This window comes from Modestobacter sp. VKM Ac-2984 (assembly GCF_026967985.1).
Lineage (GTDB): Bacteria > Actinomycetota > Actinomycetes > Mycobacteriales > Geodermatophilaceae > Modestobacter.
In genome coordinates this window covers 539,119-558,940 of the sequence record NZ_JAPVBJ010000001.1, presented here as the reverse complement: position 1 = coordinate 558,940, position 19,822 = coordinate 539,119, and the positions used below count along the sequence as shown (strand labels likewise).

The following is a 19,822-nucleotide window of genomic DNA, read 5'->3' as shown; positions in this document are numbered from 1 at the left end:
GGGCTCACGCCGCCGAGGCGTCCCCCAGCTGACCGCGCAGCCGGTCGGCGTCGGTGCCCAGCTGCCGGAGCACCCGGGTCACCACCGGATCGTCGACCGCGAGCAGCCCGGCGAGCAGGGCGCCGCTGTCGATGGCCCGGGCCCGGCGGCGCACCTTGGACCGCAGCACGTGGCGCAGCGACTCCTCCAGTGCGCGCTTGCTGCCGTCGGTGAAGGGCAGGTGGCCGGACCGCTCGCGGGCGCCTCGGTTCAGCGCACCCTGGCCGAAGGCGGACTCGGCAGCGGCTCGCACCTGGTCCAGGTCGATGCCGATGGCGGCCAGCGCATCGCCGTCCAGTGCGCCGTCCGAGCGTGCCAGGGCCGACTCGATGGATCCCGGGTCGACGCCGGCTGCCCGCAGCACCTGGCCGCCCCGGCCGGGGTCGGTGGTCAGGGCGAGCAGGAGGTGTACCGGCTCGACCTGCTCGGCGTGCAGCCAGCGCGCCTGCGCCTGCGCGATGACGACCACCTGTCGGGCCTCTCGGGTGAAGCGCTCGAACACGTCAGCGGTCCCTTCTCGAGGTGGCGTGCTTCTTGTGGACGGCCTGCTTGCTGACGCCCAGGGCGTCGGCGATCTGCTGCCAGGACCAGCCGCGCGCCCGGGCGTTGCCGACCTGGAGGACCTCGAGGCGGTCGGCGAGGTCGCGGAGCGCGCGGATGGCACGGAGCCCGGTGTCCGGGTCGTCGGCCGCGGCGGCGGTGGTGACGTCGGTGGGGGAGGCCATGTCGTCAACTTAGATTGACGGACAGGAGCTGTCAACCTGGATTGACAGTCGAGGTCCCGTACGCTCCCGGGCGTGTCTGCACCCACTGCTGAGCGTTCGCTGGTCCTGATCAAGCCCGACGGCGTGGCCCGGGGCCTGGTCGGCCAGGTCATCGCCCGCCTGGAGGCCAAGGGCCTGCGCCTGGTCGCCGCCGAGCTGCGCACCCTGACGGCCGACGTCGCCGAGGAGCACTACGGCGAACACCGCGAGCGGCCGTTCTTCGGCTCGCTGGTCGAGTTCATCACCGGGGGCCCGCTGCTGGCCCTCGTGGTCGAGGGGCCGCGCGCCATCGAGGCGTTCCGCGCGCTGGCCGGCGCCACCGACCCGGTGAAGGCCGCGCCCGGCACGATCCGCGGCGACTTCGCCCTCGAGGTGCAGGCCAACATCGTGCACGGTTCCGACTCGCCCGAGTCGGCCGCGCGGGAGATCGCGCTCTTCTTCCCCCACCTCGGTTGACGGGGAGGCGGCGGAGGTCGTGCAGGCGGGGTCGACGGCGACCCGCAAGCACAGCCTCCTCCGCCCGGGAGGTCAGAGGTCGGTGTCGGCGGGCTCCTCGGGGGCGGTCCAGGCCAGGTGCCAGTAGGTCAGCAGGCCGCTGGTGAACCACAGCAGGAACCCGAGGCAGAGCGCCAGCATGACGTGCCCGGTGAGCGCGACGACGGTGACTGCCCCCGTGAACGCCGCGAACGTCAGTGCCACGCTCGGCCAGCCCGCAGCGCTGTGTGATCGTTCGCCCAGCCGTCGCTGGTGCTCGTCCAGTGAGCGCGCGTCACGGTCGAGGACGCCGCGGATGCCCAGGTTGAGCAACGAGTGCAGCGGGATGAACGCCAGCATCCCGACGGTCCACGTGGCGAAGAACCACGTCGACCACCCCGTCTCGGTCACGCTGGCCGCGAGGGTGGCCGCGATCAGTGCCGTCAGGAGCGCCGCCTCGGCGACGACGGCGCGCCGGCGCACCCGCGGGTGTCGGGTCCATCCGTAGCGCTCGTCCTCGAACGTGCGGGCGAGGTGGGTCGGCTCGGGGGAGATGCTCACGACGTCCTCCTGAGGAGTTCCTGGCTGAGTGAGGGCAGGGGGTCGAGCGAGAAGACCGCCTCGACCGGCAGGTCGAAGTAGCGGGCGATGCGCAGCGCCAGCGCCAGGGACGGGCTGTACTCGCCGCGCTCCACGTAGCCGATGGTCTGCGGGTGGACGCCCACGGCCTCGGCCAGTTCCTTCCGGCTGATGCCGCGGTCGGCGCGGAGCACGCCGATGCGGTCGTGCACCTTGTCCGCTTCGCTCTTGGGCTGTCGTCCCATACGAGAGAACGTAGCATTTTTAGTACGGCGAGAGCCATAGGTGCTCGGGCGTTGCGGTAGGAGTGACTGAGCGTCGTGCACCGGAGCTCCGGTACGGACGGCGACGCCACGTCGGGCGGCGGCCACCCTCGACCCGCGAGGGGCAGTGGGGCGACGCGTCGGCCGTCTACCCTGAGGCGGTCATGACTGCAGACCTCCGCGCCTCCGCAGGCGACTCGCTCTATCCCCGCCTCGAGCCACTCCTCGCCCAGGTGCAGAAGCCGATCCAGTACGTCGGTGGCGAGCTCAACGCCCAGGTGAAGCCGTGGGACGACGTCGCCGTCCACTGGGCGCTGATGTACCCCGACGCCTACGAGGTCGGGCTGCCCAACCAGGGCCTCATGATCCTCTACGAGGTGCTCAACGAGCGCCCCGACGCCCTCGCCGAGCGCACCTACGCCGTCTGGCCCGATCTCGCCGGGCTGATGCGCGAGCACGGCGTCACCCAGTTCACCGTCGACGCCCACCGCCCGGTGCGGGAGTTCGACCTGCTGGGCGTCAGCTTCGCCACCGAGCTGGGGTACACGAACCTCCTCGAGGCGCTGGACCTCGCCGGCGTCCCGCTGCACGCCGTCGACCGCGACGAGAGCCACCCGGTGGTCGTCGCCGGCGGGCACGCCGCCTTCAACCCCGAGCCGGTCAGCGACTTCGTCGACTGCGCGGTGCTCGGCGACGGTGAGCAGGTCGTCGGGGACATCACCGACGTCGTCGCTGCGTGGAAGGACCAGGGCCGTCCCGGTGGGCGGGTCGAGCTGCTGGCCCGGCTCTCCCGGGTCGACGGGGTCTACGTGCCCCGCTTCTACGCGGTCAGCTACGCCGCCGACGGCACGATCGCCGAGGTGCGCCGCACCCGGGACGACGTCCCGGCCCGCGTCGGCAAGCGCACGGTGATGGACCTCGACGAGTGGCCCTACCCCAAGCAGCCGCTGGTCCCGCTGGCCGAGAGCGTGCACGAGCGGATGAGCGTGGAGATCTTCCGCGGCTGCACCCGGGGCTGCCGCTTCTGCCAGGCCGGGATGATCACCCGCCCGGTCCGCGAGCGCACCATCACCGGCATCGGCTCGATGGTCGACGCCGGCCTCAAGGCCACCGGCTACGAGGAGGTGGGCCTGCTCTCGCTGAGCAGCGCCGACCACTCCGAGATCGGCCAGCTGGCCAAGGAGCTCGCCGACCGGTACGAGGGCACCAACACCGGCCTGAGCCTGCCCTCCACCCGGGTCGACGCCTTCAACGTCACCCTGGCCAACGAGCTCTCCCGCAACGGCCGCCGCTCCGGGCTGACCTTCGCCCCCGAGGGCGGCAGCGAGCGGATCCGCCGGGTGATCAACAAGACCGTGTCCAAGGAGGACCTGGTCCGCACGGTCACCACGGCCTACGCCAACGGCTGGCGTCAGGTGAAGCTCTACTTCATGTGCGGTCTGCCCACCGAGACCGACGAGGACGTGCTGGAGATCGCCGAGCTGGCGGTCGAGGTGATCCGCGCCGGCCGGGAGGCCAGCGGTAGCAAGGACATCCGCTGCACCGTCTCCATCGGTGGCTTCGTGCCCAAGCCGCACACCCCCTTCCAGTGGGCGGCCCAGGCGAGTGCCGAGACGATCGACCACCGGCTGCGGATCCTGCGTGAGGCGATCAACGCCGACCGCCGGATCGGGCGCTCGATCGGCCTGCGCTACCACGACGGCAAGCCCGGGGTGATCGAGGGACTGCTGTCCCGCGGCGACCGCCGGGTCGGCCGGGTCATCGAGCGGGTCTGGCGCGACGGCGGGCACTTCGACGGCTGGAGCGAGCACTTCAGCTTCCAGCGGTGGACCACGGCCGCGGCCGAGGAGCTCGCCACGTTCGGGCTGGACCTGGACTGGTACACCACCCGGGAGCGCACCGAGCACGAGGTGCTGCCCTGGGACCACCTGGACTCCGGGCTGGACAAGGAGTGGCTCTGGGACGACTGGCAGGACGCGATCAGTGAGGACGAGGTCGGCGACTGCCGCTGGACCGGCTGCTACGACTGCGGTGTCTGCCCGACCATGGGCACCGACATCCAGATCGGGCCCACCGGGCGCAGCCTGCTGCCCCTGACCCCCGTCAGCCGGTAGTGGCCCGCACCCCGGACGGCCCGCCGCCGCCGCCGACCGTCCAGAAGCTGCGGCTGCGCTACACCAAGCGCGGACCGCTGCGGTTCGCCTCGCACCGCGACCTGGCCCGCGCCCTGGAGCGCGCGCTGCGTCGTGCGCAGGTGCCGATGGCGTTCTCCGCCGGCTTCAGCCCGCACCCGAAGATCTCCTACATGGGGGCGGCGCCGACCGGTGCGGCCTCGGAGGCGGAGTACTTCGAGATCGGGCTGTCCGCGCGGTGCGACCCGGAGCAGGTGCGGGCCGCGCTGGACGCCTCGTTGCCGCCGGGGATCGACGTCCTGGAGTGCGTCGAGGCCGTCGAGGGCAGCGGCTCCCTGGCCGACCGGCTCAACGCCACCCGGTGGCGGATCGACCTGCCCGGGGTGGACGCCGACGAGCTGTCCGCCGCCGTGCAGACGTTCCTCGCCCAGGAGGTGGTGCTGGTCGCGAAACGGACCAAGAACGGCACCAAGGACGTCGACGCGCGGGAGGCCGTCGTCTCCGCTGCAGTCGCTGTTGAGGCAGGTTGTGCCATACTGCTCGTGGTCGTACGGCAGCTCACGCCGACCGTGCGACCGGATGACGTGATGGCCGCTCTGGCTGCCGTCGCCGACCTGCACCCGCCGTTGCCCGCCCGGGCCGTGCGTGAGGCGCAGGGCCGGCTCGACGACAGCGGTGACGTCGCCGATCCGCTCGGGCCCGACCGCGTGGCCAGTTCCCGCTGCCAGGGGGAGCCGGCTCAGGTCTGACCCGGTGGACCCGGATGCGCCCGGCGTCGCCTGCGACACGTCTGCCAGCCGTGGCGCTGCACCACCTGAACTCGGCACCACCTGATCTTTCGCAACCACCGCACCACCCGTGTTCAGCACGCTGCACCACCGGGCCCCAGCCGCACCGGCCGGGGCGCGGACCAGACTTCGCGGGCCGGGCAGAACCGCCGCTCCCAGCGGCCGCCCGACCCGCCCAACCCACGTTCCTGCGCGGCCGCCAGTCGGAGACGATCGGCGCCCGGGGACGCACAGGAGGCGAGCCCTTCGTGGCCGACCACTACGACAACGAGAACAGCACCGACCTCAGCACCGAGGAGGGATCGGCGCCTCCCGCCGACCTGCTCGGCGGTCCCGAGGTGGACCCGGCCGAGGGCGAGGGCCTGCTCGGTGAGCCGGACGCCGAGCCGACCGCCGACGACCTCTCCGAGGAGCCGGCCGAGATCCCGGTGGCCGAGGCGGTGACGCCCCAGCCGGAGCACGAGCTCCCCAGGTTCGGTGCGCAGTTCAGCTCACCCGAGCCCACGACCGTCACCGCCCGGCCGCGCCGCCGCGCGACCCGGCCGGCCGTGACCGCCGACCCCGATTCCGTCGAGCCCCCCGCGCCGCAGCTCTCGCACGTGGCCCCCGCCTTCATCAGCTTCGTGGCCCCCGAGCCCGAGGTCGCCGCGCCGCGCCGTCGCAGCCGTCGTCCCCAGGCCGAGTCGCCGAGCGAGTCGACCGACACCGACACCGGCCGGACGGACGACCGTCCGGCCGCCGACGAGCGCGACGCCGAGCAGGCACCGCCGCGGCGTTCCCGCAGCCGTCGCCGCGCCGCGGCCGAGAGCGAGCCGGTCGAGGTCGAGGACACCGAGACCAGCGAGACCACCGAGGCCGACGAGCGGGACACCGAGGACCGTGACGGCGAGGACGGCGGCTCCTCGGGCAGCCGTCGCCGGCGCCGGGGCCGCCGGGGCCGCGGCCGCGGACGCACCGGTGAGGACGCCACCGACGGCGACCGGGACGACGAGGACACCGACACCGACGTCGAGACCCCGGCCGGCGCCGACGAGTCCGACGAAAGCAGCGAGCGCGATGGCAGCGAGCGCGACGGCAGCGAGCGCGACTCCCAGGACGACGACAACGAGGACGACGACGCTGCCGAGGGCGGCTCGGGGTCCAGCACCCGCCGTCGTCGCCGTCGCCGTCGCCGGGGCACCAGCGGCGAGACCGGCGGCGACGACACCGCCGAGGACGCCGACGACCGGCCGGAGCGTGCGGGCCGCAACGGCCGCACCTCCAGCGACGACGACGTCCGGGGCGTGGCCGGCTCCACCCGGCTCGAGGCCAAGCGCCAGCGCCGCCGCGAGGGTCGCGACGGTGGCCGCAAGCGCGCGCCGATCCTCTCCGAGTCCGAGTTCCTGGCGCGGCGTGAGGCCGTGGACCGGGCGATGGTCATCCGGCAGCAGGGGGAGCGCACCCAGATCGCCGTCCTGGAGGACGACGTCCTGGTCGAGCACTACGTCACCCAGGCGCAGGCGACCTCGTTCGCGGGCAACGTCTACCTGGGCCGCGTGCAGAACGTGCTGCCCAGCATGGAGGCCGCGTTCATCGACGTCGGCAAGGGCCGCAACGCCGTCCTGTACGCCGGTGAGGTCAACTGGGACGCCGCCGGCCTGTCCGGCAAGTCCCGCTCGATCGAGACCGCGCTCAAGTCCGGCGACAAGGTCCTGGTCCAGGTGACCAAGGACCCGATCGGCCACAAGGGCGCCCGGCTGACCCAGCAGGTCAACCTGCCCGGCCGCTTCCTGGTCTACGTGCCCGGTGGCTCGATGACCGGCATCAGCCGCAAGCTGCCGGACAAGGAACGCCAGCGGCTCAAGGACATCCTGAAGAAGATCGTCCCCGAGGACGCCGGCGTCATCATCCGCACGGCCGCGGAGGGCGCCTCGGAGGAAGAGCTCACCCGCGACGTGGCCCGGCTGCAGGCGCAGTGGGAGGTCATCCAGACCAAGGCGTCCTCGACCAGCAACGCGCCGACGCTGCTCTACGGCGAGCCGGACCTGGCGATCCGGGTCATCCGCGACGTCTTCAACGAGGACTTCAAGCGGCTGGTCGTCCAGGGCGCCGACGCCTGGGACACCGTCGAGGCCTACGTCGCGCACGTCTCCCCGGAGCTGTCCGAGCGGCTGCAGCGCTACACCGGCACCGGTGACGTCTTCCGCGACCTGCGGATCGACGAGCAGCTGATGAAGGCGCTGGACCGCAAGGTGTGGCTGCCCTCTGGTGGTTCGCTGGTCATCGACCGCACCGAGGCGATGACCGTCGTCGACGTGAACACCGGCAAGTTCGTCGGCTCCGGTGGCAACCTCGAGCAGACCGTCACCCGGAACAACATCGAGGCCGCCGAGGAGATCGTCCGCCAGCTCCGGCTGCGCGACATCGGCGGGATCATCGTCATCGACTTCATCGACATGGTCCTGGAGAGCAACCGCGACCTCGTGCTGCGTCGGCTCACCGAGTGTCTCGGCCGCGACCGCACGAAGCACCAGGTCGCCGAGGTGACCTCGCTGGGCCTGGTGCAGATGACCCGCAAGCGGGTGGGCCAGGGGCTCCTGGAGGTCTTCTCCGAGCCGTGCGAGCACTGCCGCGGCCGTGGTGTCCTGGTGCACGTCGACCCGGTGGACGAGAAGAAGCGGTCCAGCGGGAACGGTGGCGGCGCAGCCAACGGCGGCCTGGGCAACGGCGGCGCGGCCAACGGCGGCGCAGGCAACGGTGGTGGCGGCCGCAACCGGGGTGACTCGGGCAACGGCTCGGGCAGTGGCTCCGGCACCGCGTCGGGCTCCGGCCGGGACAAGGGGCGGAACGAGCGGGCCAAGGACGCCGACGTCGTGACCCCCGGGGTCGAGGAGGCGGCACCCGCGACGGAGCAGGAGGCCACCCCGACGCCGGCGGTCGAGGCGCCGGAGACCGACGGGACCGAGACCGGCGGTCGCGGTCGCCGCAGCCGCGGCGGCCGGGACCGTGGCGCCCGCGACGGCGGCACCAAGGACCGTGGTCCCGCGGACGCCGGTGCGCCGGACGCCGCTCCCCAGGGGGAGCCGGGCGCAACGGTGACCGAGACGCCGGAGACGGTGGAGGGGGGCACCGCGACGTCGCGTCGCGCCGATCCGGCCGCCGGCTGGGACGTCGCGGACGCCATGGCGCTGCAGGGCGGGGCGTCCTTCGACGAGCCGGCCGCCGGTGAGCCGGATGCGGCGGAGCAGGCCGTGGGGGAGCAGGCTGCCGAGCCGGCGACCGAGCCGGCGACCGAGCCGGACACCGAGCCGGTCGACGAGGGCCGTGGTCGCCGCAGCCGTGGTCGCCGCGGACGTGGGCAGTCGGCCGAGGCCCGGGCGGCCGAGGACGCTCCTGTCACCGGGACGCCGGTCACCGAGGCGCCCGCCGCCGAGGAGCCGACGCCGGACAGCGTCCTGGCGGCGGCGGTGGCCCCGCCGGCCGAGCCGGACGTCGCCGCAGTCGCCGAGGACCGGTCGGAGCCGACCGTCGTGGTGGCACCCCAGCCGGTCGCCGAGCCCGTCGCGGCCCAGGACGTCCCGGCGGCCCGGCCGCGGCGCCGCAGGGCCGCCTCGCGGCCCGCAGGACCGCCGGCCTGATCGAGGGGCCCGGTGCCCCCACCGCGGGCGAGCTCGCGGTGAGGGCACGGGGCCGACCGGGTCGGCCGCACGCGGTTCGACCCGGGCACGATGCCTCGGGTACGCTGGACGGGTTGCTCCACCACGGGCCGTGCACCTCGGTGCCGCCTGGGAGGCGCGAGCAGCACGTCCAGCACTCGGCCCTCGTGGCGGTCGTGCGCGCAGGACAACAGTGCTGGACACATGGAATCGATCGAGGAGTCAGTGGTGTACGCAGTCGTCAAGGCCGGTGGAGCGCAGCACAAGGTGGGTGTCGGTGACACGTTCACCATCAACCGCCTGAGCGGGGAGGCCGGTGACACCGTCACCCTGCCGGCCATCCTGCTGGTCGACGGCGACACCGTCACCTCCGACGCTCAGACGCTCGCCGGTGTCACCGTGACCGGCGAGATCGTCGAGCACGGCAAGGGCCCGAAGATCCACATCCACAAGTTCAAGAACAAGACGGGCTACCACAAGCGCCAGGGGCACCGTCAGCCCCTGACCAGCGTCGTGGTCCGCGACATCACGAAGGGCTGACGACATGGCACACAAGAAGGGCGCATCGTCGTCCCGTAACGGTCGCGACTCCAACGCCCAGCGCCTGGGCGTCAAGCGCTTCGGTGGTCAGGTCGTCAAGGCCGGCGAGATCATCGTCCGCCAGCGCGGCACCCACTTCCACCCGGGTCTCGGCGTCGGCCGCGGCAAGGACGACACCCTGTTCGCCCTCGTCCCCGGTTCGGTGACCTTCGGCTTCCGCCGTGGCCGCCGCGAGGTCGCCATCACGGCCGTCGGTGCCTCCGTGCCCGCCCGCGAGACCGTCTCGGCCTAGCAGTTCTCGGTCCCGCTCCCCGGAGCGAGGGCTGAGCGAACGACGCACGACACGGGTGGCGGCGCCGGACTCCGGCGCCGCCACCCGTTCCCCATTCCGGACAGTTCGGCCGTAGCGCAGAGAGGCGGCGATCATGGCCGCTTTCGTCGACCGCGTGACGGTCCACGTCTCGGCAGGCAAGGGTGCCAACGGGGTCAGCTCCGTGCACCGGGAGAAGTTCAAGCCGCTGGGCGGTCCCGACGGGGGCAACGGCGGGGACGGCGGGGACGTCGTCCTCGAGGTCGACTCCAGCGTGCACACCCTGCTGGACTTCCACCACCGCCCGCACCAGAAGGCCGGCAACGGCAAGCAGGCGGCGGGCGACTACCGCAACGGCGGGCGCGGGGCCGATCTGGTCCTCGGCGTGCCGTCCGGCACGGTCGTGAGCGTCGGCGGTCAGGTCGTCGCCGACCTGGTCGGAGCCGGTGCCCGGCTCGTGCTCGCCCACGGCGGCAAGGGCGGGCTGGGCAACGCCGCGCTCGCCAACGCGCGCCGCAAGGCCCCCGGCTTCGCGCTGCTCGGCGAGCCCGGCGACGCCGTCGACGCCGTCCTCGAGCTGAAGAGCATCGCCGACGTCGGCCTGGTCGGGTACCCGTCGGCCGGCAAGTCCTCGCTCGTCGCCTCGATGTCCGCGGCCCGGCCGAAGATCGCCGACTACCCCTTCACCACGCTGGTGCCGCAGCTCGGCGTGATCCGCTCCGGCGACACGACCTACACGATGGCCGACGTCCCCGGCCTGATCCCCGGCGCGTCCGTGGGCAAGGGGCTGGGCCTGGAGTTCCTGCGGCACGTCGAGCGCTGCGCCGTGCTGGTGCACGTGGTCGACATGGCGACGATGGAGCCCGGTCGCGACCCGGAGACCGACATCGAGGCCCTCGAGCACGAGCTGCGCGAGTACGGCGGCGAGGAGCTCGACCTGGTCGGCCGGCTGCGGATCGCCGTGCTCAACAAGATCGACGTCCCGGACGGCCGCGAGCTGGTCGACCTGGTGCGCACCTCGCTGGAGGCGCGCGGCCTGCAGGTGTTCCCGATCAGCGCGGCCACCGGGGAAGGCGTGACCGAGCTGGGCTACGCGCTGGCGGCCGCTGTCGAGGAGCACCGGGCCTCGCTGCCCGACCTCCCGCCGGCACCGATCACGATCTCCCCGCGCGCGGTCGACGACGGTGGCTTCACCGTCGAGCCCGACCCCCGCACCGACGGCTGGGTCGTGCTCGGGGTGCGCCCGGAGCGCTGGGTCCGGCAGACCGACTTCAACAACGACGAGGCCGTGGGCTACCTCGCCGACCGGCTCAACCGGCTGGGCGTGGAGGACGAACTGGCCAAGGCCGGCGCCGTCCCCGGTGACGCGATCACGGTCGGCGACGTCACCTTCGACTGGGAGCCCACCCTCCCGGCCGGCACGCTCACCGTCGAGGAGACCGCGGGCCTGGGTGGTCGGGGCACCGACACCCGGCTCGAGGACAACTCGCGGCCCTCGGCCGACGAGCGACTGCTGGCCAAGAAGGCCCGCCGGCTGCCGTACGAGGTGGCCGAGGGGGACGGCTGGGTCGACGCCGACCTCCTCGACGACGCCGACCGGTGACCGCCCGCGCGGAGATCGCCGCCGCGCAGCGGGTGGTGGTCAAGGTCGGGTCCTCGTCGCTGACCACCCTGCCCGGCGGGCTGGACGAGACCCGGCTGCGGGCGCTGGTCGACGTCCTCGGCGCGCTCCGCGCCGCCGGCCGGCAGGTCGTGCTCGTCTCCTCGGGTGCGATCGCCGCCGGGCTCGCACCGCTGGGGCTGGCCGGCCGCCCGCGTGACCTGGCCACCGCGCAGGCGGCCGCCAGCGTCGGGCAGCTGCGGCTGGTGCAGACCTACGCCGACGCCTTCACCGCCCACGACGTGACCGTCGGCCAGGTGCTGCTCACCGCCGACGACCTGACCCGGCGCAGCCACTACCGCAACGCGCAGCAGACCATCGAGCGGCTGCTGGCCCTCGGTGTGCTGCCGATCGTCAACGAGAACGACACGGTCGCCACCGAGGAGATCCGGTTCGGCGACAACGACCGGCTCGCCGCGCTGGTCGCCCACGTGGCCATGGCCGACGCCCTGCTGCTGCTCTCCGACGTGGACGGCGTCTACGACGGCGACCCGCGCACCGGGCCGGCCGCGCTGGTCGACACGGTGCGCGGGCCGGCCGACCTGGCGGCGGTCACGCTCGGCTCGGCCAGCCGCAACGGCGTCGGCACCGGCGGGATGGCCACCAAGGTGGAGGCCGCCCTCATCGCCTCGGCGGCGGGGGTGCCCGTCGTGGTCACCTCCACCGCACAGGCGGCGGACGCGTTGGCCGGCGAGCGGGTGGGCACCCTGTTCGCCCCGACCGGGCGTCGTCCCTCTGCCCGGCAGTTCTGGCTCCGCTACGCCAGCCGCCCCCGCGGCAGGGTCCTGCTGGACGAGGGGGCCGTGCGCGCCGTCCGTGAGCGGCACGCGTCGCTGCTGGCCGCGGGCGTCACCGGGGTGACCGGGGAGTTCCTCGCCGACGACCCGGTGGAGCTGGTCGGCCCGGACGGCGAGGTGGTCGCCCGCGGCCTGGTCGCCTACGACGCCCGCGAGCTGCCGGCGCTGCTGGGCCGCAAGACCGGTGACCTGGACCCGGAGCACCGCCGCGAGGTCGTCCACCGCGACGAGATGGTCCTCGTCGGGCGCGTCACCCGGGGCTGAGAGACTCATCCGGTGACCGTTCGACCCATTCGCGAGATCGGCGACCCGGTGCTGCGCACCCCGGCCGACTCGGTCCGCGCCTTCGACAAGGACCTCGCCGCGCTCGTCCGCGACCTGGAGGAGACCGTCGACCACCCCGGCCGGGCCGGGGTGGCGGCGACCCAGATCGGGGTCGGTCTGCGGGTCTTCTCCTACAACGTCGACGGCGTCATCGGGCACATGGTGAACCCGGTGATCGCCGAGCGCAGCGAGGAGACCCAGGACGACGACGAGGGCTGCCTGTCCATCCCGGGGCTCTACGCCCCCACCGTGCGGGCGATGCACTGCGTGGCCGAGGGGTTCGACGTGCACGGTGAGCCACTCCGGATCGAGGGCAGCGGACTGCTGGCCCGCTGTCTGCAGCACGAGGTCGACCACCTCGACGGGAAGCTCTTCGTCGACCGGCTGACCGGCGACGCCCGCAAGCAGGTGCTGCGCGCCCTGCGCAGCTGAGACGGGCCCCGCCGCCCGCGGGCTCTCGGCGGGACCCGGGACGGGGGCCGCGCGTAACCTCGACACGTGTCCGACGTCGACTTCCCGCTGATCGGGGCCGCCGCGGCCCGCGCCCGCGCGGCCGCCCGCGTGCTCCGCACCCTGCCGCCCGAGACCAAGGACGCCGCGCTGGCCGCGATGGCGCAGGCGCTGCTGGAGCGGGCCGACGAGGTGCTCGCCGCCAACGCCGCCGACGTCGAGGCCGCTGCGGCGGACGGCACGCCGGCCTCGGTCCTGGACCGGCTGCGGCTGGACCCGGGCCGGATCGCCGCGGTCGCCGACGCTCTGCGGCACCTGGTCTCCCTGCCCGACCCGGTCGGGGACATCGTCCGCGGGTCGACGCTGGCCAACGGGCTCCAGCTGCGGCAGGTGCGGGTGCCGCTCGGCGTGGTCGGGATCGTCTACGAGGCCCGGCCGAACGTGACCGTCGACGCCGCCGGGCTCTGCCTGAAGAGCGGCAACGCGGCGCTGCTGCGCGGGTCCGGCTCCGCGCACCGCACCAACACCGCGCTGGTCGCCGTCCTCACCGAGGCCGCCGAGAAGGCCGGGCTGCCGGCCGGGTCGATCGCGCTGCTGCCCGCGGACCGCGCCTCGGTCGGTGAGCTGCTCAACGCCCGCGGGCTGGTCGACGTCGTCATCCCGCGGGGTGGGGCCTCCCTGATCGACCGGGTGGTCCGCGAGTCGACGGTGCCGGTGATCGAGACCGGCGTCGGCAACTGCCACGTCTACGTCGACGCCTCCGCCGACCCCGCGATGGCCGAGGCGATCGTGCTCAACGCCAAGACCTCCCGGGTCAGCGTCTGCAACTCCGCGGAGACCCTGCTGGTCCACCGGGATGTCGCGTTCCTGCCCCGGCTGCTGGCCGCGCTGGCCGACGCCGGGGTCACCCTGCACGGCGACGAGGCCGCCAGCCGGGCGCACGAGGGCGTCGTCCCCGCCACCGACGAGGACTGGGCCACCGAGTACCTGTCGCTGGACATGGCCGTGCGGGTCGTGGACGACCTCCCCGCCGCGCTGGACCACATCAGCCGGTGGGGGAGCGGGCACAGCGAGGCGATCGTCGCCGACTCCGCCCGGGCGATCGCCGAGTTCACCGCCGGCGTCGACGCCGCGGCGGTGCTGGTCAACGCCTCCACCCGGTTCACCGACGGCGGCGAGTTCGGGTTCGGCGCCGAGATCGGCATCTCCACCCAGAAGCTGCACGCCCGCGGCCCGCTCGGGTTGCCGGAGCTGACCTCCACCACCTACGTCGTCACCGGCAACGGCCACACCCGCTGACCGGCCTCTTCGCCCGTCCCCAGCTCAACGAGGAGCCGCATGTCCCGCACGCCCACGCACGCCGCCCAGTTCGCCGACGTGGCGGACGTGACGACGCGGCTGTCGGCCGCGGGGTACCTGCCCGACGCCCAGATCGCCACGACGGTCTTCCTGGCCGACCGGCTGGGCAAGCCGCTGCTGGTCGAGGGCCCGGCGGGGGTGGGCAAGACCGAGCTGGCCAAGGCGATGGCCGCCGCGACGGGGTCCGAGCTCATCCGGCTGCAGTGCTACGAGGGCCTGGACGAGGCGCGGGCGCTGTACGAGTGGAACTACAAGAAGCAGTTGCTGCGGATCTCCGCGGCGGGCACCGGCGGCGCCGACTGGGACACCGTGCACGACGACGTCTTCGGTGAGGAGTTCCTGCTCGCCCGGCCGCTGCTGACCGCGATCCGGCGCACCGAGCCGACCGTGCTGCTCATCGACGAGACCGACAAGGCCGACGTCGAGGTGGAGGGCCTGCTGCTGGAGGTGCTCAGCGACTTCCAGGTCACCATCCCCGAGCTGGGCACGATCACCGCCACCCGCCGGCCGCTCGTGGTGCTCACCTCCAACGCCACCCGCGAGCTGTCCGAGGCGCTCAAGCGCCGCTGCCTGTACCTCGCCCTGGACTACCCGAGCGCGGAGCGGGAGCGGGAGATCGTGCTGTCCCGGGTCCCCGACCTCGCGCCGGGCCTGGCCGACCAGCTGGTGCGCACGGTGCGGGCACTGCGCGCCCTGGAGCTGAAGAAGTCGCCGTCGATCTCCGAGACCCTGGACTGGGCACAGACGCTGCTGGCCCTGGGCCTGGACACCCTGGACGAGTCGGCGATGCGCTCGACGCTGGGCGTGGTGCTCAAGCACGCCAGTGACCAGGTGCGCGCCGCCGCCGAGCTCCGGCTGAACTGATGCCGCCGGGAGCCGCCGTCGAGCCGGGTGGGCTGGTCGGGCACCTGGACGGCTTCGTCCGGGCGGTGCGGGAGGCCGGCGTGCCGGTCGGGATCAGCCAGGCCGTGGACGCCGCCCAGGTGCTCACCGTCGTCGACCTGCTCGACCGGGAACAGCTGCGGTACGGGCTGGCCGCGGTCCTGCTCCGCCGGGCCGCCCAGCGTGAGGTCTTCGACGTGCTGTTCGACCTCTGGTGGCCGCTCACCGACCGCCCGGTGCCGGCCGCCGACGACGACGCCCCCGGGGACGGCGACGAGGACGGCGAGCCGGGGGCCGACGGGCCGCTGCCGGTGGGGGACCCAGGCGCCCTGGCCGAGGCGCTGCGCGCCGAGCTGCTGCGGCTGCTGCTGGACGGGGACGAGGAGGCCCTGCGCCGGTTCGCCCGGCTGGCCGTCGACCAGCTCGGTGCGGGAGCACCCAGCCCCTCGGGGCAGTCGTTCTTCAGCTACCGGGTGCTGCGCGCGCTCTCGCCGGACACGCTCGTGGCGCAACTGCTGGCCGGGATGCTCGCCGGCGGTGAGACCGGTGGGCTGGCCGAGCAGGTGGCCCGGTCGACGGCGAAGGAGCGGATCGCGGCGTTCCGGACGGCGGTGGAGGCCGAGGTCCGGCGGCGCACCGCGGCGGAGAAGGGGCGGGACAAGGTCGCCCGCAACGCCGTCCGCCCGATGGCCGACCAGGTCGACTTCCTCCGCGCCCAGCAGGCCGACCTGGCGGAGCTGCGCCGCACCGTGGCCCCGCTGGCCCGGCGGCTGGCCGTCCGGCTGTCGGCCCGCCGGCGCCTCGGCCGGGCCGGGCGGCTGGACTTCCGGCGCACGGTCCGCGCCTCCCTGGCCACTGGCGGGATGCCGCTGGTCACCCATCACCGGCCGCGGGCGGTGCACAAGCCCGAGCTGGTGGTGCTCTGCGACGTCAGCGGCTCGGTGGCCGGCTTCAGCCACTTCACCCTGATGCTCACCCAGGCGCTGCGCGAGCACTTCAGCGGCGTGCGGGCGTTCGCCTTCGTCGACTCGACCGACGAGGTGACCCGGTTCTTCACCCCCGGCGCCGACGTCGTCGACGCGATCGCCCGGATCGGCCGGGAGGCCGACGTGGTGAGCTTCGACGGGCACAGCGACTACGGCAACGCCTTCGAGGTCTTCGCCGAGCGGTGGCCCGCCGCCGTCGGCCCGAAGACGTCGTTGCTCGTCCTCGGCGACGGCCGCACCAACTACCGGCACCCGGGCCTGCCGACGTTGGCCGACCTGGTGCGGCGGTCGCGGTCGGCGCACTGGCTCAACCCGGAGCCGCGCCGGTTGTGGGGCAGCGGCGACTCGGCCGCCGACCGGTACGCCGACGTCGTCCCCATGGTGGAGGTGCGCAACGCGGCGCAGCTGGCCGACTTCGTCACCACCCTCTGAGGGACCCGAGGGCGGCGCGTACATGACGACACGCCGACGGAATCGTTCCCACGCCCCCGCCTCCTCGCGTAGCGCGCAACGGGACGGCATCGTCCGGTTCAGGCACGACGGCGGGGTGGACGACGAGCTGCAGGAGTGGGTGCCACGACCACTCGGCGGACTCCCGCCCGCGACCGGCGGCACGGGGGAGCCGGTCGCAGCCCGAGGGCGCAGGGACCACCCGGCCGTCGTGCCCCTCCTCCGGCCACGGGAACCGGTGGTCGGACGACCGGCCCCGGCCCGGCCGGGCTAGGCTCGGTCGGTGGCAGGACGTCGACTCGGGGTGATGGGCGGGACGTTCGACCCCATCCACCACGGGCACCTGGTGGCCGCCAGCGAGGTCGCCGGACTGTTCGGGCTCGACGAGGTCGTGTTCGTGCCGACCGGCCAGCCGTGGCAGAAGTCCGACCGGGGCGTGAGCCCAGCGGAGGACCGCTACCTGATGACCGTGATCGCGACCGCCTCCAACCCGCGGTTCTCGGTCAGCCGGGTCGACGTCGACCGAGGCGGGCCGACGTACACCATCGACACCCTCACCGACCTCCACCGCCTGCACCCCGACGCCGAGCTCTTCTTCATCACCGGGGCTGACGCGCTCGCCCAGATCGTCGGCTGGCGGGAGACGGACAAGCTCTTCCAGCTGGCCCACTTCGTGGGCGTCACCCGGCCCGGGTACCAGCTGGCCGACGCCGACCTGCCGCACGGTGCGGTCAGCCTGGTCGAGGTGCCGGCGCTGGCGATCAGCTCCACCGACTGCCGCGACCGGGTGCGCCGCGGGCGGCCCGTCTGGTACCTCGTGCCCGACGGTGTGGTGCAGTACATCGAGAAGCGCGGGCTCTACCACCCCGGCACCGGGGCTGACGAGCTGCTCGACGGCCCGCGGACCGGGGCGTTCCCCGCCGAGCGGCGGGTGGCCACGGACCACCGGAAGACCGCGGCAGCGACCCCACCGGACCTCCTGCGCGAGGACCCCCTGCGCGACCCAGACCTGAGCGACACCCCCATCACCGGGGACGACCCGTCCCCCGACTTGCAGGAGATGCCCCGATGACCGCCTCGGACGAGGCACGCGAGACCGCGCTCATCGCAGCGCAGGCCGCCGCCGACAAGCTCGCCACCGACGTCTCGATCGTCGACGTCAGTGATCGCCTGGCGATCACCGACGCGTTCGTGCTGACGTCGGCGCCCAACGAACGCCAGGTCCAGTCGATCGTCGACGGGGTGGAGGAGCGCCTGCGCGAGCACGGTGTGAAGCCGGTCCGCCGAGAGGGCGTGGCCGAGGGGCGGTGGGTGCTGCTCGACTTCGTCGACGTCGTCGTGCACGTCCAGCACGCCGAGGAGCGCGCCTACTACGCCCTCGAGCGGCTCTGGAAGGACTGCCCGGTGATCCCGTTCACCGACGGTGCGGTCCCGGCCGCCCCGACGCCGGCCGAGGAGGACTCCGCCGGTGACGAGGGTGGCAGCACCGAGGACGCCGCAGGAGAGTCCGGCCGGTGACCGGGGGCGCCGACGCCCCGGCGGTGTCCCGCCTCCTCGTGTGGCGGCACGGCCGTACCGAGTGGAACGCCGCCGGGCGCTTCCAGGGTCAGCTCGACCCGCCGTTGGACGCCGAGGGGCGGTCCCAGGCTGCTCGCACCGCACCCCACCTCGCCGCCCTGCTGGACGGGCAGGAGGCGCTGCTGGTCTCCAGTGACCTGCAGCGCGCGGTCGACACGGCCGGGGCGCTCGCCCCGCTGCTGGGCGTGCCGCTGCGCATCGACGAACGGCTGCGCGAGCACGGACTGGGCAGCTGGGAGGGCCTGACCCGTCACGAGGTGGCCGACCGGCACCCGGACCAGTACGCCGACTGGATGGCCGGCCGGCCGGTGCCCGGACGTGGTGGAGAGGCGCAGGCCGACGTCGCCGCCCGGGCCCTCGCCGCGGTGGCCGACCTGCCGCCGGCGGCCACCGCCGTGCTGGTGACCCACGGGGGCACGGCGGGCCGGTTGATCGAAGGGCTGCTGGGGCTGGGCGCGGAGCACAAGCGCGTCTTCGGCCCGCTGGGCAACTGCCACTGGAGCGAGCTGTCCTTCCAGGCCTCGGGGTGGCGGCTGATGCGGCACAACCTGTCGGCCCTGACACCCGAGCGCACGGAGGGCGGCGTGCGATCGCCCGGTGACCGCGGGCCCTTCCCCGAGCTGTCGGCCACCGACGCCCCCGACGCACCGCGGGCGGGGGCCAGCCCCGAGGAGGGTGCCCCCGTGACCGATGCCGACGCGGGCTGACCGGCCACCCCCGCAGCGCTGCGCCGCACGCGGCTAGCCTCGCGCCATGTCCGTCGCCGTGGTCACCGACTCGACGGCCTACCTGCCGGCCGACGTCGTCGAGCACTACGGCATCGAGGTCGTGCCGCTGTACGTCGTGCTCGCCGGGCGTTCGGGCCGGGAGGGCAGCGACGTCACCTCCGCCGAGGTCGCCCGTTCGCTCTCCGTGCGGGGCGGGCACGTCAGCACGTCGCGCCCGACGCCGGGGGACTTCGTGGCCGTGTACCGGCGGCTGCTGGACGGCGGCGCCGACCGGCTGGTGTCGGTGCACCTGTCCGGCGAGCTGTCGGGCACGTGGGACGCCGCCCGAGTGGCGGCGGCACAGGTCGGTGAGCACCTGGTGACCGTGCTGGACTCCCGGTCGGCCGCGATGGGCACCGGGTTCGCCGTGCTCGCCGCCGCCCGGGCCGCCGCCGCCGGTGCCTCCGCCGCCGAGGTGGCCGACGCGGCCCGGGAGACCGCGGCAGCGACCCGCACGTTCTTCGTCGTCGACACCCTGGAACACCTGCGGCGGGGTGGACGGATCGGCGCCGCCGCCGCGCTGCTCGGCAGTGCCCTGGCGGTGAAGCCCGTGCTGCACGTGACCGACGGCCAGGTGGTCGCCCTGGAGAAGGTGCGCACCTCGGCCCGGGCGCTGAACCGGCTGGTCCAGCGCGCGGCCGACGTAGCCGGTGACGCCCCGGTGGCCGCCGCGGTGCACCACCTCGCCGCCCCGGAGCGCGCCCAGCGGCTCGCCGACCAGCTCGCCGACCGGCTGCCGGCGCTCACCGAGCTGTACGTGAGCGAACTGGGGGCCGCCGTCGGGGCGCACGTCGGGCCGGGGGCGGTCGGTGTGGTCGTCGACCCGACCCCGCGTCCGGGCGCCGAGCCAGGTCAGCGGCGCGAGGACGGGCCACCACCGTCGCCGGACCCGTCGGAGCAGGTCCAGGACTGAGAACGGGAGGCCGGGCACCCGGTCACGGTCGGGTGGCGCCGGCCGTGGACGCGCGCCGCCGTCCACAACGGTGCGCCCCGTCCACAACCCGGCCGCGGCCCTCGTCGGTGGTGGAGTCGGCTCCCTAGCGTC

20 protein-coding genes are annotated in these 19,822 nt (G+C 74.1%); 16 read left to right on the top strand and 4 right to left on the bottom strand.

What is annotated here, in order from left to right; translation table 11 throughout:
• Positions 1–4 precede the first annotated feature (4 nt).
• Both O2W16_RS02680 and O2W16_RS02675 read right to left on the bottom strand, forming a co-directional pair.
• Positions 5–541: a Clp protease N-terminal domain-containing protein gene (locus O2W16_RS02680; RefSeq protein ID WP_269157248.1), complete on the bottom strand. Its 537-nt coding sequence runs from the start codon at positions 539–541 to the stop codon at positions 5–7.
• Between the two features lies 1 nt (position 542).
• Positions 543–764 carry a helix-turn-helix domain-containing protein gene (locus O2W16_RS02675; protein WP_036336706.1) on the bottom strand — a complete coding sequence of 74 codons (222 nt, stop codon included), beginning with the start codon at positions 762–764 and terminating at the stop codon, positions 543–545.
• 72 nt (positions 765–836) lie between these two features.
• Between O2W16_RS02675 and ndk the strand changes: the two genes are divergently transcribed.
• On the top strand, positions 837–1,259 hold the full coding sequence (gene ndk / locus O2W16_RS02670; protein WP_269157247.1) for a nucleoside-diphosphate kinase: 423 nt from the start codon (positions 837–839) through the stop codon (positions 1,257–1,259).
• Positions 1,260–1,331: 72 nt separating this feature from the next.
• Here the strand turns inward: ndk and O2W16_RS02665 are convergent, their stop codons facing one another.
• Both O2W16_RS02665 and O2W16_RS02660 read right to left on the bottom strand, forming a co-directional pair.
• Entirely contained in the window at positions 1,332–1,838 is a 507-nt protein-coding gene (locus O2W16_RS02665) for a hypothetical protein (protein WP_269157246.1), read from the bottom strand.
• The gene (locus tag O2W16_RS02660) at positions 1,835–2,101 is read right to left on the bottom strand and encodes a helix-turn-helix transcriptional regulator (RefSeq protein WP_269157245.1); all 267 of its coding nucleotides are present in this window, start codon (positions 2,099–2,101) and stop codon (positions 1,835–1,837) included. The genes O2W16_RS02665 and O2W16_RS02660 overlap by 4 nt, the downstream gene beginning before the upstream one ends.
• A gap of 182 nt (positions 2,102–2,283) precedes the next feature.
• On the opposite strand from O2W16_RS02660, the gene O2W16_RS02655 reads away from it, so the two are divergent.
• From O2W16_RS02655 to O2W16_RS02585, 15 genes are all read left to right on the top strand, one after another.
• On the top strand, positions 2,284–4,233 hold the full coding sequence (locus tag O2W16_RS02655) for a TIGR03960 family B12-binding radical SAM protein (RefSeq protein WP_269157244.1): 1,950 nt from the start codon (positions 2,284–2,286) through the stop codon (positions 4,231–4,233).
• Positions 4,233–5,000 carry a TIGR03936 family radical SAM-associated protein gene (locus tag O2W16_RS02650; RefSeq protein ID WP_269157243.1) on the top strand — a complete coding sequence of 256 codons (768 nt, stop codon included), beginning with the start codon at positions 4,233–4,235 and terminating at the stop codon, positions 4,998–5,000. Before O2W16_RS02655 ends, O2W16_RS02650 begins: the two co-directional genes overlap by 1 nt.
• A gap of 287 nt (positions 5,001–5,287) precedes the next feature.
• Positions 5,288–8,656: an Rne/Rng family ribonuclease gene (locus O2W16_RS02645; RefSeq protein WP_269157242.1), complete on the top strand. Its 3,369-nt coding sequence runs from the start codon at positions 5,288–5,290 to the stop codon at positions 8,654–8,656.
• 222 nt (positions 8,657–8,878) lie between these two features.
• Positions 8,879–9,214, top strand: a complete 336-nt coding sequence (gene rplU / locus O2W16_RS02640) for a 50S ribosomal protein L21 (protein ID WP_442928894.1) — start codon at positions 8,879–8,881, stop codon at positions 9,212–9,214.
• Positions 9,215–9,218: 4 nt separating this feature from the next.
• Positions 9,219–9,506 (top strand): 50S ribosomal protein L27, encoded by a 288-nt coding sequence (gene rpmA / locus O2W16_RS02635; protein ID WP_269157241.1) that lies wholly within the window; start codon positions 9,219–9,221, stop codon positions 9,504–9,506.
• A gap of 133 nt (positions 9,507–9,639) precedes the next feature.
• Positions 9,640–11,127, top strand: a complete 1,488-nt coding sequence (gene obgE, locus O2W16_RS02630; protein WP_269157240.1) for a GTPase ObgE — start codon at positions 9,640–9,642, stop codon at positions 11,125–11,127.
• Positions 11,124–12,245 carry a glutamate 5-kinase gene (proB, locus tag O2W16_RS02625; protein ID WP_269157239.1) on the top strand — a complete coding sequence of 374 codons (1,122 nt, stop codon included), beginning with the start codon at positions 11,124–11,126 and terminating at the stop codon, positions 12,243–12,245. The genes obgE and proB overlap by 4 nt, the downstream gene beginning before the upstream one ends.
• Before the next feature lie 12 nt (positions 12,246–12,257).
• The gene (gene def, locus O2W16_RS02620; protein WP_269157238.1) at positions 12,258–12,737 is read left to right on the top strand and encodes a peptide deformylase; all 480 of its coding nucleotides are present in this window, start codon (positions 12,258–12,260) and stop codon (positions 12,735–12,737) included.
• A gap of 66 nt (positions 12,738–12,803) precedes the next feature.
• On the top strand, positions 12,804–14,054 hold the full coding sequence (locus tag O2W16_RS02615; protein ID WP_269157237.1) for a glutamate-5-semialdehyde dehydrogenase: 1,251 nt from the start codon (positions 12,804–12,806) through the stop codon (positions 14,052–14,054).
• Between the two features lie 39 nt (positions 14,055–14,093).
• On the top strand, positions 14,094–14,978 hold the full coding sequence (locus O2W16_RS02610) for an AAA family ATPase (RefSeq protein WP_269157236.1): 885 nt from the start codon (positions 14,094–14,096) through the stop codon (positions 14,976–14,978).
• Positions 14,978–16,414, top strand: a complete 1,437-nt coding sequence (locus O2W16_RS02605; protein ID WP_269157235.1) for a vWA domain-containing protein — start codon at positions 14,978–14,980, stop codon at positions 16,412–16,414. Before O2W16_RS02610 ends, O2W16_RS02605 begins: the two co-directional genes overlap by 1 nt.
• Positions 16,415–16,715: 301 nt before the next feature.
• Positions 16,716–17,504, top strand: coding sequence for a nicotinate-nucleotide adenylyltransferase (gene nadD / locus O2W16_RS02600; RefSeq protein WP_269157234.1), 789 nt, complete (start codon positions 16,716–16,718; stop codon positions 17,502–17,504).
• The gene (rsfS, locus tag O2W16_RS02595) at positions 17,501–17,950 is read left to right on the top strand and encodes a ribosome silencing factor (protein ID WP_269157233.1); all 450 of its coding nucleotides are present in this window, start codon (positions 17,501–17,503) and stop codon (positions 17,948–17,950) included. Before nadD ends, rsfS begins: the two co-directional genes overlap by 4 nt.
• Complete coding sequence (locus O2W16_RS02590) at positions 17,947–18,717, top strand: histidine phosphatase family protein (RefSeq protein ID WP_269157232.1); 771 nt, start codon at positions 17,947–17,949, stop codon at positions 18,715–18,717. Before rsfS ends, O2W16_RS02590 begins: the two co-directional genes overlap by 4 nt.
• Before the next feature lie 46 nt (positions 18,718–18,763).
• On the top strand, positions 18,764–19,690 hold the full coding sequence (locus O2W16_RS02585) for a DegV family protein (RefSeq protein WP_269157231.1): 927 nt from the start codon (positions 18,764–18,766) through the stop codon (positions 19,688–19,690).
• Positions 19,691–19,822: the final 132 nt, after the last annotated feature.